This is a genomic window from Chromobacterium sp. ATCC 53434 (genome assembly GCF_002848345.1).
In the GTDB taxonomy this organism is placed as follows: domain Bacteria; phylum Pseudomonadota; class Gammaproteobacteria; order Burkholderiales; family Chromobacteriaceae; genus Chromobacterium.
Genome location: NZ_CP025429.1, coordinates 319,085 through 338,046, shown reverse-complemented (window position 1 = coordinate 338,046; position 18,962 = coordinate 319,085). Strand labels below are relative to the sequence as shown.

The 18,962-nt window shown below is 63.1% G+C and carries 11 protein-coding genes and 1 tRNA gene; 7 read left to right on the top strand and 5 right to left on the bottom strand.

What is annotated here, in order from left to right:
• Positions 1–83 precede the first annotated feature (83 nt).
• Together CXB49_RS01540 and CXB49_RS01535 are read right to left on the bottom strand one after the other, a co-directional pair.
• On the bottom strand, positions 84–3,986 hold the full coding sequence (locus CXB49_RS01540; RefSeq protein WP_255409585.1) for an amino acid adenylation domain-containing protein: 3,903 nt from the start codon (positions 3,984–3,986) through the stop codon (positions 84–86).
• A gap of 68 nt (positions 3,987–4,054) precedes the next feature.
• Positions 4,055–5,101, bottom strand: a complete 1,047-nt coding sequence (locus CXB49_RS01535; RefSeq protein WP_101706528.1) for an IS630 family transposase — start codon at positions 5,099–5,101, stop codon at positions 4,055–4,057.
• 272 nt (positions 5,102–5,373) lie between these two features.
• Here CXB49_RS01535 and gntB point away from each other — a divergent pair, with 272 nt between their 5' ends.
• A complete protein-coding gene (gene gntB, locus CXB49_RS01530) occupies positions 5,374–6,408 on the top strand; it encodes a guanitoxin biosynthesis L-arginine gamma (S) hydroxylase (protein ID WP_101710562.1) in 1,035 nt (344 codons plus the stop codon).
• Between the two features lie 229 nt (positions 6,409–6,637).
• On the opposite strand, the gene aguA is transcribed toward gntB, so the two are convergent.
• Positions 6,638–7,774 (bottom strand): agmatine deiminase, encoded by a 1,137-nt coding sequence (aguA, locus tag CXB49_RS01525; RefSeq protein ID WP_233492908.1) that lies wholly within the window; start codon positions 7,772–7,774, stop codon positions 6,638–6,640.
• Between the two features lie 165 nt (positions 7,775–7,939).
• Between aguA and CXB49_RS01520 the strand changes: the two genes are divergently transcribed.
• Both CXB49_RS01520 and CXB49_RS01515 read left to right on the top strand, forming a co-directional pair.
• The gene (locus CXB49_RS01520; protein WP_199406760.1) at positions 7,940–8,959 is read left to right on the top strand and encodes a LysR family transcriptional regulator; all 1,020 of its coding nucleotides are present in this window, start codon (positions 7,940–7,942) and stop codon (positions 8,957–8,959) included.
• A gap of 172 nt (positions 8,960–9,131) precedes the next feature.
• On the top strand, positions 9,132–10,838 hold the full coding sequence (locus CXB49_RS01515; RefSeq protein WP_101706772.1) for an amidase: 1,707 nt from the start codon (positions 9,132–9,134) through the stop codon (positions 10,836–10,838).
• Positions 10,839–10,918: 80 nt separating this feature from the next.
• Here the strand turns inward: CXB49_RS01515 and CXB49_RS01510 are convergent.
• Positions 10,919–10,994, bottom strand: a tRNA-Ala gene (locus CXB49_RS01510).
• 49 nt (positions 10,995–11,043) lie between these two features.
• Positions 11,044–13,338 carry a PAS domain S-box protein gene (locus tag CXB49_RS01505; RefSeq protein WP_101706771.1) on the bottom strand — a complete coding sequence of 765 codons (2,295 nt, stop codon included), beginning with the start codon at positions 13,336–13,338 and terminating at the stop codon, positions 11,044–11,046.
• 193 nt (positions 13,339–13,531) lie between these two features.
• Here CXB49_RS01505 and CXB49_RS01500 point away from each other — a divergent pair, with 193 nt between their 5' ends.
• The 4 genes from CXB49_RS01500 to CXB49_RS01485 all read left to right on the top strand — a co-directional run bounded on the left by CXB49_RS01500 (position 13,532) and on the right by CXB49_RS01485 (position 18,951).
• Positions 13,532–14,536 (top strand): TRAP transporter substrate-binding protein, encoded by a 1,005-nt coding sequence (locus CXB49_RS01500; RefSeq protein ID WP_101706770.1) that lies wholly within the window; start codon positions 13,532–13,534, stop codon positions 14,534–14,536.
• 61 nt (positions 14,537–14,597) lie between these two features.
• Entirely contained in the window at positions 14,598–15,188 is a 591-nt protein-coding gene (locus CXB49_RS01495) for a TRAP transporter small permease (protein ID WP_101706769.1), read from the top strand.
• Positions 15,185–16,513: a TRAP transporter large permease gene (locus tag CXB49_RS01490; RefSeq protein ID WP_101706768.1), complete on the top strand. Its 1,329-nt coding sequence runs from the start codon at positions 15,185–15,187 to the stop codon at positions 16,511–16,513. Before CXB49_RS01495 ends, CXB49_RS01490 begins: the two co-directional genes overlap by 4 nt.
• 155 nt (positions 16,514–16,668) lie before the next feature.
• On the top strand, positions 16,669–18,951 hold the full coding sequence (locus tag CXB49_RS01485) for an NADP-dependent malic enzyme (RefSeq protein ID WP_101706767.1): 2,283 nt from the start codon (positions 16,669–16,671) through the stop codon (positions 18,949–18,951).
• The last annotated feature ends 11 nt before the right edge of the window (positions 18,952–18,962 follow it).

The following is an 18,962-nucleotide window of genomic DNA, read 5'->3' as shown; positions in this document are numbered from 1 at the left end:
GCGCGCCGGCCGTCATGCTTTTTCGGGGGTAAGAATCCTCGCCGCGCGGACAGCCCACTGGACTGTCCGCGCGGGAGCTTGAATCAACGAGGCGCAGGCGCCGCGCCGTTTGAGATCGCCTTGGCGAAGGACGCGACGGTCGGATATCGGAACAGCATGTCAAGCGGCAGGCGACGGCCGAGCATCTTGCTCAAGCGCGACAGAATCCGCATGCCGGCCAGCGAATGGCCGCCGATCGCGAAGAAGTCCTGATGGCGCTCTATCGAAGCGAGTTTGAGCACCTCGGCCCATACCGTGGCGACCGGGCCTTCCAGTTCGCCCACCTCCTCGTCCGACGGCTGCGCCGACGCGGCCTCCTCCGGATGGGCGGCGAGCGCCAGCAACGCGCGCTTGTTCAGCTTGCCGCTCGGCGTCGTCGGCAACTGCTCGATCACATGAATGCTGGCGGGCACCATATAGTCGGGCAAGATCGACCTCAAGGCGTCGCGGATGGCGCCGCCGGACGGCGTCGCCCCGCGCCTGGCGGTGACGAAGGCGACCAGCCGCTTGTCCGCCTCCTCGCCGACCAACACCACCGCGCCCTGCGCCACGCCATCCTGCGCCTGGATCGCCTGTTCGATCTCGCCGGCCTCGATGCGGAAACCGCGGATCTTGATCTGCTTGTCGCGCCGACCGAGAAACTCCACGCCGCCGTCGGCCGTCCAGCGCCCGATATCGCCGGAACGGAACAACACCTGATCGGTCACGTTCGCGACAGGCGCGAAACGCTCGGCGCTCAACTCCGGCCGCTTCAGATACCCGTCCGTCACGCCGCCGCCGACGTACAACTCGCCGGGCACGCCCTCCGTCGCAAGGTTGCCGAACACGTCGATCACATACAGATCGCGATGCGCTAGCGGCCGGCCGATCAGCGCGCGCGTTCCGACTTGCTCCGGCGCGTCGAGGGTGTAGGCCGTGGTGAAGACCGTCCCCTCGGTCGGGCCGTAGCACACCGTCAGCGCGCGGCCGCCCGCCGCGAAGAAACCGCGCATCGCATCCGGCGACACCACGTCGCCGCCGGTCAGCACGCGCCCGACCTGGACGAACACCTCCGGATGCTGCGCAACCATTTCCTGGAACAAGGCAGAGGTGAGCCAGAGCACGCTCACCCGCTGCGACGCCAGCGTGTCGGCCAGCTCCTCCAGGCTGGCATGCGCGCCGGGCTGCACGACGAGCTGCGCGCCATTCAGCAGCGGACCCCAGATTTCGAATGTGGACGCGTCGAAGGCGAGCGGCGCGAACATCAGCACGCGGTCGTCCCGGCCTATCCTCACGCTATCGCTGCCCGTCAGCAGATTCACCACCGCTCGATGACTGCTCGACGTCGCCTTCGGCTCGCCGGTCGAACCCGACGTGAACATGTAATAGCAAGGCGCATCCGCATCGATGCCCGGCCGGTTCGGCTGGCGCATGCCGATGAAGGACGCGAGCGGCGCGCCGTCGACGCGATGCGTCGCGACGCCGGCGGCAAACGCCGGCGCGTCGGCGTCAACCAGCACATGGGTCACGCCCGCTTCGCTCAACAGCCAGTCACGGCGAGCCTCGGGCAAGGCCGCATCCAGCGACAGGTAACAACCGCCGGCCTTCAAGATGCCTAGCAGGGCGCCCACCAGCGAGGCCGAGCGCGCCATGCAAACACCCACCGTTTCGCGGGGACGCATTCCCCCCGCCAGCAACAACGCGGCGATCTCATTGCCCTTCGCATCGAGTTCTTCATAGGTCCAGGCCGTGCCGCCGCAACGCACCGCGACGGCATCCGGCTGTTCGATCGCCCAGCCCTCGAAGATTTGATGCAGCGTCGCCTGGCTATAGGCCGGCCGCGCGCCCTCCGCCAACGCGCGCAGCACGGCGGCGTCGCGCGGCGCGCCGGCCATGCCGACCGTCGCGTCCAACGATACCGCCGCCGCTTCGGCCAGCCGCGAGACCGCCTGCGCGTACAGCTCGGCGGCGCGCGCGGACAAGAACCTGTCGGCATGGCCGACGCTCAACACGGCGCCCTCGTCGGAAATGCGCAGCGACGCGTCCAGATTCGCATGGTTATCCGATGGCGAGCCATCCGCCGCCTGCGAGACGGAAAACATCGATTGCAGCCGCGGGGCCTCAGCCGCGCCCGCCTCGCCTCGCCATGCGCCAAGCGCGGCGTCAAGCGCGCCCGGCGCGCGCGCATAGCGCTCATGCGCCTGCCGCCACGCTTGCTGAACCACACGGAACACATCGGCGAACGAAGCCGCCGGATCGATGCGCAGCGCGACCGGCAGCGGCGCAGGAAGCGCGCGCCCGTCGATGTCCGATGCCAGCCCCACCATCACGTCGAGGCTGCCGGAAAAACGGGCGACCGCCGCCGCGTGCAACGCCAGCCAGGCGGCGGACGGCTCAATGCCCGCGGCCTCGCAGGCGGCGCGCAAGCATTCGACAGACTCGCTGGCGAGCGCCAGCTCCAGTCGCTCGGAACGCCAAGCGGCGTCGGCCGGCGCGGCTTCCACATCCGAAAACAGCTCGCCCGCCTCCGCCTCCAGTTGCGCCGCCCAGAAGGCGGCCTCCGGCGCCAAACCCGCGGCAAGCGCCGGGACGTCTCCGCCCGACAGCTCGGCAAGCCTGCGCTCGGGATCATCCAGCCACGCGTTCACGCGGACGAAGAACTCGTTCATCAAGGCCACCACATCGGCCTCGTCGGTCGCCGACGTGGAGTATTCGAGCAGGAAGCGCCCACCGGCCTCCGGGTGTGTCTCGTCTTCGAACACGACAATCACGTTCAGATCGAATTTCGCCGATCCATTGCTCAGACCTTCGACGATATCGACATCCAGGCCGTCGAAATCCAGCTGGCGCGTCATCGAGTTATGGAAGCTGAAGCCCACCTGGATATACGGCAGCAAGTTCGCCACGCGTTCCGGCTGCAGGTCTGCGACCATGCTCGAGAACGGAACATGCGAGTGCGCGCAAGCGGCGCGGATCTCTTCTTTCACGCGGTCGAGCAGCGCCGGCCAACGCGTGTCGGCCGACAACTCCACGCACACCGGCAGCATGTTGACGAGCATGCCTATCGTGTTTTGAATGCCATGGATGTCGCGGTTCGCAACCGCCGTGCCGACGATTTGACGCGTATTGCCCGAGCGCGCGGCGACAACCGACGCGAACACCGAGAACATCGTCTCGAACAGCGTCGCCTTTTGCCGGGATGCGTACTTCATCAAGCGCGCGGCCAACTCGCCCGGAAACGGCACCGAAACCGATTTGCCGACAAAGTTGAGATCCTCCACTCGCGCATGGACTTGCGGGAACGGCGAATGGCCGAACGGCTGCCACGTTTCAAGACGTTGACGCCAATAGGCGCGGCCATCCCGGCCGGCCGTCGAATCAAGCCATTCGTGCTCGAAATTGCAGTAATCGACAAACTGGATCGCCGGCTCCAGCTGCGCGAGGTCCGCGCGGCCGCGCTCGGCATTGTAGAAGTGGCTCAGCTCGCGCAAGAACAGCCGGAATGACCAGCCGTCGTGAATGAGATGATGCTCGATATGCAGCAAGGCATGATCGCGCTCGCCGCGCTTGAACAGCACCCAGCGAAGCAAGGGCAACACGCCGACGTCGATCTTCTGCGCGGTTTCCATTTGGATCAGCGAACCGATGTACGCATCGCGCGTCGCGCCCGCCATTCGAGACAGATCGACAATCGGAAGCGTCACCGGCCAGGCGCCCTCGATCCGCTGCACCGGCTCGCCATCGCGCTCGAAAAATACGGTTGAAAGGCTCTGATGCCTTTGCACCAGTTGCCCCAGCGCGCGCTCCAGCGCGCCGACATCAAGCTCCCCGCGCAGATTCAACACCGCTTGAAAATTGTATGCGATGCTATCCGGCACAAGCATTTCCAAAAACCATGCCTGCTCTTGCGACATGGACAGCCTCGCCTCCGTGCCTATCGGGTATATTCGCCCCGCGGCATCGCTCAATTGATCAAAAGCATCGGCAACCTCATCAACAAGATATTAATCCGGCAGTCAAATACCGTACAGAAAGCTCATGCCGCGTAGCGGATTTTTTCATGCCGGAAGTACGACCGGATTCTGGCCGGCTGCTTCTGCAATGAGCGTAAATGGGACAGCACTTTCCCTTGAAGTTGACCGTCTGATCGAACCGGCTCACCTGCGCTCATTCTGGCCTTCAGGTCGCCGTTCAAGTATTCATCCGGGTTCAGTTCCGGTGAGTAGCTGGGCAGGAAGAACAACTCAATCGCCTTCTTGTTCTCTTCCTCCTCCAACCATGCTTGCACCAGCTTGCTGTGATGCACGCGCAAGTTGTCGAGGATCAAGAACACCTTCTTGCCGCCAGCATCACGGATCAGCCGCATCAGAAACTTGATCAGCACCCGGGCCGTCAAGGTCTCCCGGTACAGCATGAAGCGCATCTTGCCTTGGTTGGTAATGGCCGAAATCAAGTTGATGCGCGCTCTTTTCGATTGGGATAACACCAGAACTGGGGTTTGGCCTTTTGGGGCGTAGCCACGCGGAAAGTGCTCAACACTCGACACCGCCGATTCGTCGCCCCAGCTGATTTCAGCCATTTCCGCTTTGGCACGCGCGACGATAGCCGGGTATTCCTCCTTGAGCCATTTCTCGACTGCTGCCGGTCGCTGCTCATAAGCGCGTTTGAGCGGGCGCTGCGGCGTAAAGCCCCAGCGGGCCAAGTACAGACGGACAGTACGGATCGGCAGATCGATCAGAAACATCTGCTTGATTACAGCCTTGACCGCCTGAGCACTCCACAGGGCAAACCTCAGCTTCATCTGGTCTGGCGTGCGATCCACGATGTCCTGCTTGATCCGGGCTTCCTGCGCCTCGGTCAGCCGACGGCCGGTGCCTTCGGCGCGACCGCGCTTCTGTTCTTTGAATCCCTGCGCACCTAGTGCTGCCTCACGCACCACCCAGGCGGAAATGGTGGGGCGGCGCAGCCCGAGTTCTTCGGCAATACTGGCTTGAGACCGGCCTCGCTTGTACATCCGGATAGCGGTACGCCTCAGCTGCTCACGGGCGGCCAGTTCAAGCTTGCGCACATCGATTTTTTCCATGCCGGAAGTATACAATCTGTACGGATTATTACTGCCGGATTAATAGCTCACAAACATCCCTTTCTTCGCTGTGGCTGACGAAATCGCGCCAGCTGTATTCAATGCGCAAGTGCATGGAAAATTTCGAATTGCAAAGAAATAAGAACATGGAGGGAATGCCGGAACAAGCTGCGAAATTTGACTGTAGGATTTAACTGTCAAATCCTACAGATGATAATGAGTGCTGATTCCGCTACCTTGTTCCGCACATCAAAATAGGCAAGGAAGTTATGATGCGGGATCAATCGTTGGGGCTGCTGAGCAAATTCCGAATCTGTGACGAGATCAAGGCCGACCTCGCGCATCTATATACGAGAAACAACTGGCGCTGGGTACTATCTTGGGGTAGCGACATCGCGGTGATCGCCGCCGCGATTGGATTATCTCAACTGACTCCTTATGCATACCCGCTGACGATCTTGCTAATCGGCTCACGCCAACGCGCGCTTGCGTCGCTGCTGCACGACGCCTCCCATCTGACCCTTACTCGGAATCACCGCCTGAGCCGTTTCATCGGCCAATATCTGACCGGCCTGCCGGTGTTTCAAGATTTCGATTCGTATCGCCATTCGCATGTACAGATGCATCACCGCTTTCTCGGCGACCCAAATCGCGATCCGGATTACATCTACTATATCGAATCGGGCTTACAAGGCACAGAGGACCGCTTCGAATTCTTTTTCAGGCATTTCCTTAGAACGCTGGCTCTGTTGAAGGTATTTGAATACCTCAACTATCTGATTCGCCATCGCATCGCTTCGCTTTTTCGCTCGCCCGTCGGCGCCATCCAGCTGCTGACCGTACACGCATGCCTGTTTATGATTCTCTATGCTGCGACCGGCCCCACCGGCTACCTGTTATTCTGGTTGCTACCTTATTTAACGTCGTTTCAAATCATAGGCTGGCTGTCGGAGGTGTCCGAGCACTTTGGGCTGTTTGGCAAGGAATCCAACGAGCTGCGGATGACACGCAATCGTTTTCCATCCTGGTGGGAGCGCCTATTCATAGGCATGCACGGTGACAATCTCCACCTCACGCATCACCTGCTCGCCGCCATTCCCTACTGGAACCTGCATGCGGCGCACAAGATTCTCATGCAAGACGAGCAATATGCTCTGGCGAACTCGCGCACAGGCGGTATTTTGTCTCGCGGCCAGCACCCGTCCTCCGTCATCGGGCAAATTCTTGACGGGTATCGGACACCGGCAGCCGCCACGCATTCCACGTCATCGACCTTGTTGCGTCGCGCAGGGTCCGATCCCGTGTGACGCCCCGCGCCAATTGCCTGGCGGCCGGCCAAAAAACCAGAAAGTGATAAGCAGACCTGACCTTGAGATAAGCAAGGACAGAAACGCGAAACGGGAAGCGTCAGTCGGCCAAATGGCCGACTGACGCTTGGGACCGGAACCATAAGCTGGCCGCGCACAAAATTCTGCACCCGCTTGGCGCATGGCAGACAGAAACGGCGGGCATTCACCCGCCGTGTACGATAGCGCCTCAGCTAGCCTTTCCTGCCGGGATCTGCTGGGTGATGCAGTGAATATTGCCGCCACCCAGTAGTACCTCACGTGCCGGGACGCCGACAATCCGGTACTCCGGGAAGATCTCCTGCAAGCGGCTGGCTGCCGCGGCATCGGTACGCTCATCCAGCAGCGGGAAAATAATCTGTCCGTTGCTGATCAGGAAATTGACATAAGAAGCGGCCATGCGCTCGCCAACCTCACGCGGCACCGCCTGCCCGCTATCCACCACACCAGCCGTTTCATCCTGCTGATAGAACAAGGGACCCGGGGCCAGCATCTTGTGGATCTTGAGCTGGCGACCCTTGGCGTCGCGCGCTTTGGACAGCACTTCGTAGGCGGCCTGCGAACGTGGATACTGCGGATCCTGTTCATCATCGACCCAGTGCAGCACAACCTCGCCAGGACGGGCAAAGCAGCACATATTGTCGATGTGACCGTCGGTTTCATCCATGAACACGCCTTCCGGCAGCCAGATGAAGTGTGTCACATCCAGATGCTCGGCAAGCAAGGCCTCGATCTGGGCTTTGGACAAATCCGGATTGCGATTGGGATTGAGCAGACATTCTGCGGTGGTTAGCAGCGTACCTTCACCATCTACATGAATCGAGCCGCCTTCCAGCACCAGCGGGGCTGCGTAGCGATCAAAGCCATGCCGGGCCAACACCTGGCTCGCCACTTCACTATCCTGATCCCAGGGATGGTACAGCCCGCCATTGAAGCCGCCCCAGGCATTGAACTTCCAGTCCACGCCACGCAGATGGCCCGCCTGATCGATCACCATGGTCGGGCCGCTGTCGCGCATCCAGCAGTCATCGCTATTCATTGCGACCAGGGTGACTTCGGACGGCATGACTGCGCGCGCCTGCGACATGAACGGTTCCGGCACGGCCATGAACACAGGCGTGGTCGCCGAAATGGCTTTGGCGATGGCAGCAAAGGCCTGTTGCGCCTCGCGTCCGGCATGGCGCCAGTTATCCGGGCGCTGCGGCCAGATCATCCATACCGCCTGATGCTCAGCCCACTCGGCCGGCATGTGAAAACCGTCGGCGGCAGGTAGGCTATTGTGCGTTTTAATGTTCATTTTGATCACCATCGACTTGATAAATGCCATCAGAAGTATTCAATAGATCGCGCATTTGCGGATGACAGACTCGGCGCGTCTCCCGATTTGCGCGATGCGGAGGCTCGACCAATGCACATTCGCCGGGCGGATCAGCCTTCTCGAACTGCAGATTTCCTCTGCGATGAACGACGAAGTGATTGACAGACGCAGTCTATGGAGAGCCAAACTATTCAGCAAATGAACAATACGAATACTTTCATAAATACGGTGAATGGTGTGAAACTGCATCAACTGGATCTGAACCTGCTGCTGGCGCTGGATGCCTTGATCAGCTTGCGCAGCGTCACGCGGGCGGCAGAGAAACTGTTTGTCAGCCAGCCTGCGATGAGCCACTCGCTCAATCGCTTGCGGACATTCTTCGACGACCCGCTACTGGTGCGCTCGCCGCATGGCATGCTGCCGACGCAAAAAGCGCTCTACCTGCAACAGGGCGTCCATCAGGCGCTTAGTCTGCTGCAAAGCCATTTCAGCCAGCCGGAGGCCTTTGACCCGGCGACATCGGTGCGCCGCTTCACCCTGTGCACCACGGATTATGTAGAGTGCGTGCTGATTCCGCCTCTGGTGAAAAAACTGGCGCAGGAAGCGCCTAACGTTCATATCGACATCACCATCCTGCGGGAAGACATTCCGGAACTGGCGCTTGCCGACGGTGAAATCGACTTCCTGCTGGGTTTTGACGAATACATGTCCATCCCCAGCTATCTGTGCCGGGAAACCTGGTTGAACGAGCCGCTGATCGGCATCTTGCGCCATGACCACCCGCTCCAGAGCGATAGCCTGACACTATCGGATCTGATCGCCTTGCCGCATGTCTTCCACGCGCCGCTGGGCAATCGGGGGTCGCCAATGGATGATTTTCTTGCCGAGCGCAACTTGCAGCGCAAGATTTCAGTGCACAGCCAAAGCTATATGGCCGCAGCCGCCATCGTCAGCAACACCGATCATTTGTTTATCCTGCCCAAGAAAGTAGCGGCGATGATGGCGGGCTACTGGCCGTTGAAGATGGTTGCGTTGCCGGAAGAGTTGCCGGGCTACCATCTCAACTGCATCTGGCACCCAGTACAGGATAGCAATCCTGCGCTGCACTGGCTGCGCGACTTGATGCGCAAGCTCATCGAATCCGATGATGCGGCGCACGGCATGATGCGGCCCCGGTATTCGCCGCATGAATGAGTGCATAAAAATGAATCATTTTCCCGCATGACGCTATCTCTTGTAGATTAGCCGCCATATTGCAGAACAGCCCATGCGCGCGCCGGCTACCGTGCGGCATGACCCGCCTGCGCCTGCAGGAAACGGTCGCCGCGATGGGCGTGAAATCCGTCTTCTTAGTGGAGGTAGTAGCATGATCGAGGTTACCGAGCTATCCATTGCCGAGCTGCGCGCGGCGCTCGAATCCGGGCGTTCGACAGCGGTTGAACTGGTCCAGGCCTATCTGGCGCGGATAGAGGCCTACGATGGCCCCGCGACGGAGACTAGGCTCAATGCGGTGGTGGTGCGTAATCCGGATGCGATCAAGGAAGCCGAGGCATCCGATGCCCGTCGCGCCCGTGGCGAAACGCTAAGCCCGCTGGACGGCATCCCCTATACCGCCAAGGACAGCTATCTGGTGCAGGGGCTGACCGCCGCTTCAGGCAGCCCGGCGTTCAAGAATCTGGTAGCCCAACACGATGCCTTCACCATCGCACGCCTGCGTGCAGCAGGCGCCATCTGCCTGGGCAAGACCAATATGCCGCCCATGGCCAATGGCGGCATGCAGCGCGGCTGCTACGGTCGTGCCGAAAGCCCCTACAACGCCGACTATCTGACGGCGCCGTTCGCCTCCGGCTCTTCCAATGGCGCCGGCACCGCGACGGCCGCCAGCTTCGCCGCCTTCGGCATGGCTGAGGAGACCTGGTCGAGTGGCCGCGGCCCGGCCTCGAACAATGGTCTGTGCGCCTATACGCCGTCTCGCGGGGTCATCTCGGTACGCGGCAACTGGCCGTTGACACCGACCATGGACGTCGTCGTGCCGTACGCCCGCACCATGGCAGACTTGCTCGAAGTGCTCGACGTCATCGTCGCAGACGACCCGATCAGCCGTGGCGACCTATGGCGCCTGCAGCCCTGGGTGGAGATTCCCAAAGCCTCGGAGGTCCGGCCAGATTCCTATTCCGGCCTGCTGGCTCAGCCCGACATGCTCAAAGGCAAGCGCTTTGGCATACCACGCATGTACATCAACAAGGACGAACTGGCCGGCACCAGCGAGACGCCTGGCATCGGCGGCCCCACCGGACAGCGCATCGCTACCCGCGCGTCGGTGATCGATCTCTGGGAAGCCGCGCGTCAGGCGCTGGAAGCCGCCGGAGCAGAAGTCATCGAAGTGGATTTTCCGCTGGTTTCCAACTGTGAAGGCGATCGTCCCGGTGCGCCCACCGTATTCAACCGCGGCATCGTCTCGCCTGAGTTCCTCAATGACGAGCTGTGGGAGCTGTCCGGTTGGGCTTTCGATGAGTTCCTGCGCGCCAACGGCGACCCCAAGCTCAACAAACTGGCTGACGTGGATGGTCCTAAGATCTTCCCGCACGATCCGGGCACCCTGCCCAACCGCGAAGGGGATCTGGCCGCCGGCATGGACGAGTACGTCAACATGGCCAAGCGGGGCCTCAAGTCCTATGACCGGATTGAAAGCGTGCCGGATGGTCTGCGCGGTCTGGAAAAGACCCGCAAGCTGGATCTGGAAGACTGGATGGATGGGCTAAAACTGGACGCCGTGCTGTTCCCCACCGTGGCCGACGTCGGCCCGGCTGATGCAGACGTCAATCCGCGCTCCGCCGACATCGCCTGGAGCAACGGCATCTGGGTAGCCAATGGCAACCTCGCCATCCGCCACCTTGGCGTCCCGACTGTTACCGTACCGATGGGGGTGATGGCTGATATCGGCATGCCGGTGGGGCTGACTTTTGCGGGACGCGCCTATGATGACAACACGCTGCTGCGCTTCGCCGGCGCATTTGAAGCCACCGGCAACAAGCGCATGATCCCGCCGCGCACACCGCCGCTAGGTCAATGAGCAGTAGCTAGAAACGCGAAACGGGAAGTATGAGCTGGCCGGTTCGGCCAACTTATGCTTCCCGTCGTCGATGAATTCCGTGGTGGACCGAAAGGGGATCGAACCCTCGACCTCTGCATTGCGAACGCAGCGCTCTCCCAGCTGAGCTATCGGCCCATCGACAAGCATCCTAACACAACGGCATTTTTCTTGACCAGCCCCTTGTTCAGCCCTCTTCCGCGCCGGCCAGCGGCAGACTGAACCAGAACACGCAGCCGCCTTGCGGGCTGCTGACGGCGCCGAATTCGCCGCGGTGGAATTCAACAATGGAGCGGCAGATGTTCAGGCCTATGCCCATGCCTTCCGGCTTGGTCGAATAGAACGGCGTGAACAGATTGTCCTGCATGCCGGCTGCGAGACCGGGGCCGTTGTCGACGACTTCCACCCGCCACTTGTTGTCGCCGACGCAGGTGTGCAGCTCGACGCCGGGACGCGGCGTATCGGCGTCCACCAGCGCCTCGACGGCGTTCTTCATCAGGTTCAGCAAGACCTGCTCGATCAGTACCGGATCCATGTCCACCCGGCAGGCCTGGCGGTCCGGCGCCAATTGCAGGCTGACGCCGTACTTGGCGGCCAGCGGCTCGGCCAGGCTCATCGCGCGCAGCACCGCCCGCGCCGGGTCCACCCGTTCCAGTTGCGGCTCGTGCTTCTTGACGAAGGCGCGGATGCTGCTGACGATCTGCGCCGCGCGCCGCGACTGTTCGGCTATCGCCTGTATCGCATCGCGCACGCCGGCCGGCAGTTCCAGCGCTTCCGGCAGCCGCCGGCTGACGCCGGCGGCGTAGGTGTGGATGGCCGTCAGCGGCTGGTTCAATTCGTGCGCCAGCGTCGACGCCATCTCGCCCATCGCGATCAGCCTGGCGGTGTTCTGGAAACGCTCCTGCTGCGCCTGCTCGCGTTCTTCGCGCCGCCTGTCGGCGGTGACATCGCTAAGTATCGCCAGCCAGGCGGCCTCGCCGTTCACCCATTCGATGCGGCGGCGGTGGATCAGCAGGCAGCGCTGATCGCCAGTGAAGATGAATTCCTGGCCGATCTCGCCGCCCTCGCCCGCCCTCAGCCCCGGCAGCAGCACGCAGCACGGCGCGTCGGCGTCGCCGTCCAGCCACAGTTCGGCGAAGCCGGGATTGGCGTACAGCAATTGGCCGCTGTCCTCGTCCACCACGCACACCCCGGCCGCCAGGCCGTTGAGCACGGTCAGGAAGCGGCGGTGGGCGGCCCCCAGCGCCACGCGCTGGCGCTGGCGCTCGGTGATGTCGAACAAGGACGCGATCCAGCCGCGCTGGCTGCCGTCCTCCTCCACCAGCGGCGTGGCGAACAGCCGCACCACCAGCGTGTCGCCGCGCTTGCGCATCAGCGTCAGATCGAAACCCAGCTCCGGCTGGCGGTTGTCGCGCACCGCGTCCATCGCGTCGGCCAGCACGCCGTGCTGGTCTGCCGGCCAGAACGGATGCGGCGGATGACTGCCCACCAGTTCCTCCGGCGCGAAGCCCAGCATGTCGCAGAAAGCGCGGTTGACGCGGACGATCTCGCCCTCCAGGCCTATCGCCACCAGGCCGCTCTTCATCGAGTCCTCGATCGCCTGCCTCAGCGACACTTCCTTGGCCAGCCGCTGCTCGGCCAGCAAGCGCTCGCGCATATGGCGGCGTATGCGCCACACCGCGTACCACAGCGTGGCCAGCAGCAGCACGATGACGCCGGTCAGCACCGGCAGCGTCAGGCCCAGGCCGCTGCGGTAGCTGACCGCGCGCAGATAAAGGCCATAGCCGGGCGGATCGAAGCTGGTCTGATGCGAGATGCTGCCCGGATGCTCGGCGGCGTCGAACTTCTGCGCCAGCGTCTTGCCGCCCAGATCCAGGATGCTGATGTAGTTCTTGGAGGCTATCCACCACGGCACCTGGTGGTAGAGCAAGGCGTCCAGCTGATAGGACAGCCTCAGTCCGCCCTGCAGCCGTCCGTCCTGCACCACCGGCACCGCCAGGTCGAAGCGGTACTTGCCGTCGGCCCCCTGATACGGCGCGCCGTAGCCTGGACGCAACAGTCTGGACGCGCGCCACAGGGCGTCGTAGTCGGACGAATTCAGCTTGCGCCCGTCGCGGCGGATGCCGTGCGGGTCCCAGCGCACCGTCCGCTGCGCGTCCACCAGCTCTATCGTCAGCAGCTCCGGGTTTTCCCGCATGTAGAACGCCGCCAGATGGGCGAAGCGCCGGCTGTCCACCTTGCCGGCGGCGATGTCGCGCGCCAGGCCATCGGCCCATTCCTGGTGCCCCTCCAGATGCATGCGCAGCGACTGCTCCAGCCACAGCACTTCCTGAATCAGATTGTCCCGCTGCTCGTCGCGCCAATCGCGGAACACCAGGTAGCTGAGGCTGCACAGGGCCAGCAACAGGGCGATCAGCGCCAGGCTGACGCCGGGCCACAGCAGGCGCGGCGTGCGGCGGGTACGGGGGGCGATTGCGGACATGGCGGCGGCGCAGACGGTGTGGCGATCGCCCGATGATACCGCGCCCGGCCGCCGGCGGGGTCCATGCTGCTGTTCTGGAATTCCCTAATGGCCAAACGGCCGTGGAGCTTCTACTTTAATGGCAGAAAAACAAGCTGGCACCCGCCGGCAAGCATCAAGCAACGCTACAAAAACACGGATGGAGATACCCAAGATGAAACTGCAATATGCCGCGCTGGCCGTCTGCGCCAGCCTCACCCTGTCCGGCTTCGCCCAGGCCGCCGGCGAGATCGTCATCAAGTTCAGCCACGTGGTGTCGCCCGACACCCCCAAGGGCAAGGCCGCCGAATACTTCAAGAAGCTGGCCGAGCAGCGCACCCACGGCAAGGTCAAGGTTCAGGTCTATCCGAACAGCCAGCTGTACAAGGACAAGGAAGAGCTGGAGGCGCTGCAGCTGGGCGCGGTGCAGATGCTGGCTCCCAGCCTGGCCAAGTTCGGCCCGCTGGGCGTGAAGGAATTCGAGGTCTTCGACCTGCCCTATGTGTTCGACAACTACGACCAGGTCAACAAGGTGATGCACGGCCCGATCGGCAAGCAGCTGCTGGGCAAGCTGGAGAGCAAGGGCATCAAGGGCCTCGCTTACTGGGACAACGGCTTCAAGAATTTCTCGGCCAACAAGCCCATCCGCACCCCGGCCGACATCAAGGGCATGAAGATCCGCATCCAGTCGTCCAAGGTGCTTGAGGAGGAAATGCGCACGCTAGGCGCGCTGCCGCAGGTGATGGCCTTCTCCGAAGTCTACCAGGCGCTGCAGACCGGCGTCGTCGACGGCACCGAGCTGGAAGCGTCCAACCTCTACACCAGCAAGGCCTACGAGGTGCAGAAGAACCTGACGCTGACCCAGCACGGCTTCCTCGGCTACGCGCTGATCGTCAACAAGAAGTTCTGGGACGGCCTGCCGGCCGACGTCCGCGCCCAGCTGGACAGCGCGGTGCAGGACGCCACCGTCTACGCCAACAAGATCGCCAAGGAAGAAAACGACAAGGCCGTGGCGGCGATCAAGGCTTCCGGCAAGACCAAGGTCTACGTGCCGACGCCGCAGGAGCGCGAGGCGTTCAAGAAGGCGCTGCTGCCGGTGCACCAGAAAATGGCTTCCCGCATCGGCCCCGATCTGCTAAAGCAGATTTATAAAGAAACCGGTTTCAACCCCGGCAAGTAACAGGCCGACGGCCGCGCGTCCCCCGGCGCGCGGCTGCGCTACGCGCATAGGAAATCCCGCCATGCTGAAATTCCTCGACCACCTCGAGGAGTGGATGATTGCCTGTCTGATGGGTGCCGCCACCCTGATCACCTTCGTCGCGGTGCTGCACCGCTACGGCTCCGGCATTCCCGCTCTTCAACCGTACCTCGTCCAGATCAATCTGTCCTGGGCGCAGGAGCTGACCGTCTACCTCTTCGTCTGGATGGCCAAGTTCGGCGCCGCCTACGGCGTGCGCACCGGCATCCACGTCGGCGTCGACGTCTTGATCAACCGGCTGCCGGACAAGACCCGCGGCCGCTTCATCGTGTTCGGCCTGTTGGCCGGCGCGCTGTTCACCGGCATCGTCGCGGTGATGGGCGGCAACTTCGTCTGGGACATCGGCCACACCGACCAGACCTCGCCCGACCTGGAGGCGCCGATGTGGCTGGTCTATCTCGCCATCCCGGCCGGCTCCACGCTGATGTGCTTCCGCTTCCTGCAGGTGGCCTGGAACTTCATCAGAACCGGCGCGCTGCCCAAGCATGACCACGGCCACGTCGACGGCATCGAAGGCGACGAGACGCTGGACAATCTCCATCCGCACGACATGAATCACGGAGGTCGTCCATGAGCGCGCTGATCATCTTCGGCCTGTTGCTGACGCTGATGCTGACCGGCATGCCGATCTCCATCTCGCTGGGCCTGACCGTCCTCACCTATCTGTTCACGATGACGGAGGTCCCCGTCACCTCGGTCGCGCTGAAGCTGTTCACCGGCATCGAGAAGTTCGAGATCATGGCGATCCCCTTCTTCATCCTGGCCGGCAACTTCCTGATGCACGGCGGCGTGGCGCGGCGGATGATACGCTTCGCGACGACGCTGGTCGGCCACTGGTATGGCGGCCTGGGCCTCGCCGGCGTGGTGTCCTGCGCGCTGTTCGCGGCGATCACCGGCTCCTCGGTCGCCACCGTCGTCGCCGTCGGCTCCATCATCCTGCCGGCGATGCTGAAACAGGGCTACCCGGCGCGCTTCGGCGCCGGCGTCATCACCACCTCCGGCGCGCTGGGCATTCTGTTCCCGCCGTCGATCAATCTGGTGATGTTCAGCATCGCCACCGCCGGCATGAACGTCACCGGACCGGACGGCAATCCGGTGTCCACCGCCTCGGTCGGCCAGCTGTTCATGGCCGGCGTGCTGCCCGGCCTGTGCCTGTCCTTCCTGTTGGGCATGACCACCTGGTTCCGCGCGAAGAAGTTCGACTACCCGCGCTTGCCGAAGGCCAGCTGGGGCGAGCGCTGGCGCGCCTTCCGCGACTGCGTGTGGGGCCTGCTGTTGATCGTGCTGGTGATAGGCGGCATCTACAGCGGCGTGTTCACCCCCACCGAGGCGGCGGCGATGGCGGCGGTGTACGCCTTCGTGATCGCGGTCTTCGTCTACAAGGACATGAAGCTGCCGGACGTGCCCAAGGTGCTGGTCAACGCCGCGTCGATGAGCGCGATGCTGTTGTACATCATCACCAACGCGGTGCTGTTCTCCTTCCTGATGGCCTCCGAGCAGATTCCGCAAACCATGGCGGCCTGGATGACCAGCCAGGGCTTCGGCATCGTCGCCTTCCTGCTGCTGACCAATGTGCTGCTGCTGGCCGCCGGCAACTTCATGGACCCGTCGGCCATCGTGCTGATCATGGCGCCGATACTGTATCCGGTGGCGGTGAAGCTGGGCGTCAATCCGGTGCATTTCGGCATCCTGATCGCGGTCAACATGGAGGTCGGCATGTGCCACCCGCCGGTGGGGTTGAACCTCTACGTCGCGTCGGGGATCACCAAGATGGGGATCACCGAGTTGACGGTGGCGGTGTGGCCATGGCTGTTGACCATGCTGGGCTTCCTGCTGGCGGTGACCTTCATCCCGGAAATCTCGCTGTGGCTGCCGCGGCTGCTCGGCATGATGAATTGAGCTTTCCGCGCCAAACGCCATGCCACCGCGATGGACCCCGTCCATCGCGGCTTTTGTCCGACACGGCATAGCCCGGGCCTGGCATAAGTCTTATAATGCGAGGCTGATTCTCCCTTACCAACATAAAAGAACATCTCTCAATCAGGAGCCTGCGAATGGACGAGCAATTGCGTCAAAGCGCACTGGAGTTTCACCAGTTCCCGACCCCGGGCAAGATTCAGGTTTCCCCGACCAAGCCGCTGACCACCCAGCGCGATCTGGCGCTGGCCTACTCCCCCGGCGTGGCCGCCCCCTGCGACGCCATCGTCGAAGATCCGCTGAACGCCTACAAGTACACCGCGCGCGGCAACTTGGTGGCCGTGATCTCCAACGGCACCGCGGTGCTGGGCCTCGGCAACATCGGCGCGCTGGCCAGCAAGCCGGTGATGGAAGGCAAGGGCGTACTGTTCAAGAAATTCGCCGGCATCGACGTGTTCGACATCGAAGTCAACGAGCTGGATCCTGACAAGCTGGTCGACATCATCTGTTCGCTGGAGCCGACGTTCGGCGGCATCAACCTGGAAGACATCAAGGCGCCGGAGTGCTTCTACATCGAGAAGAAGTGCCGCGAGCGCATGGGCATCCCGGTCTTCCACGACGACCAGCACGGCACCGCCATCGTGGCCGCCGCCGCGGTGCTAAACGGCCTGCGCCTGGTGAAGAAGGAAATCGGCGACGTGCGCGTGGTGGCCTCCGGCGCCGGCGCCGCCGCCATCGCCTGCCTGGACCTGCTGGTGGCGCTGGGCGTCAAGCGCGAGAACATCACCATCTGCGACTCCAAGGGCGTGGTCTTCGTCGGCCGCGACGAGAAGCTGGACGAGTCCAAGCTGCGCTACGCGATCGCCGACAACGGCTGGCGCAAGCTGGCCGACGCGATGGCCGGCTCCGACATCTTCATGGGCCTGTCCGGCCCGCGCCTGGTCAGCCAGGACATGGTGAAGAGCATGGCCCGCGATCCGCTGATCCTGGCGATGGCCAACCCGGAACCGGAAATCCTGCCGCCGCTGGTCAAGGAAGTGCGCCCGGACGCCATCATCGGCACCGGCCGCTCGGACTTCCCGAACCAGGTCAACAATGTGCTGTGCTTCCCCTTCATCTTCCGCGGCGCGCTGGATGTCGGCGCGACCACTATCAATGAAGAGATGAAGCTGGCCACCGTCCGCGCGATCGCCGATCTGGCGATGGCCGAGCAGAACGACGTGGTCGCCACCGCCTACGGCAACCAGGAGCTGTCCTTCGGTCCGGAATACGTGATTCCGAAGCCGTTCGACCCGCGCCTGATCGTCAAGATCGCGCCGGCAGTGGCCCGCGCCGCGATGGACTCCGGCGTCGCCACCCGCCCGATCGAGGACTTCGACGCCTACGCCGACCAACTGGCGCAGTTCGTCTACAAGACCAATCTGTTCATGAAGCCGGTGTTCTCCCAGGCCAAGCTGGATCCGAAGCGCGTGGTGATGACCGAGGGCGAGGACGAGCGCGTGCTGCACGCCACCCAGGAAATCGTCACCCAGGGCCTGGCCAAGCCCATCCTGGTGGGCCGCCCCAGCGTGATCGAGAAGCGCATCGAGAAGCTGGGCCTGAAGCTGCGCCCCGGCATCGACTTCGAGCTGGTCAACAACGAGTCCGACCCCCGCTTCAACACCTACTGGCAGGACTACTACCAGCTGATGAAGCGCAAGGGCGTGTCGCAGGAACAGGCCCGCCGCCGCGTGATCGGCAACACCACGCTGATCGGCGCGATGATGGTCCGCCGCGGCGACGCCGACGCGCTGATCTGCGGCACCTACGGCCCGTACCGCCAGCACTTCGACATCCTGGAGAACGTGCTCGGCTACGCCAACAAGGACAAGGTGGCCGGCGCGATGAACGCGCTGATCCTGCCGACCGGCAACATCTTCATCACCGACACCTACGTCAACGCCGAGCCGACCGCCGAGCAGCTGGCCGCCATCACCAAGATGGCGTCGGAGTCCATCCAGCGCTTCGGCATCCAGCCGAAGGCCGCGCTGCTGTCCAACTCCAGCTTCGGCGCGCTGGGCACGCCGTCGGCGCAGAAGATGCGCGCCGCCTTCGACCTGATCCGCGAGGCTCAGCCGGAACTGGAAATCGACGGCGAGATGCAGGGCGACGCCGCGCTGGTGGAAAGCATCCGCCAGCAGGCGCTGCCGGATTCGACGCTGAAGGGCTCGGCCAATCTGTTGATCATGCCGAACGTCGAGGCCGCCAACATCAGCTACAACCTGCTGCGCGTGTCGGCGTCCGACGGCGTGACCATCGGCCCGATCCTGATGGGCATGGCCAAGCCGGTGCACATCCTGACCCCGATCTCGTCGGTGCGCCGCATCGTCAACATGGTGGCGCTGGCCTCGGTGGACGCCCAGGCGACCGCGCAAGGCTGATCGGCCGTCCA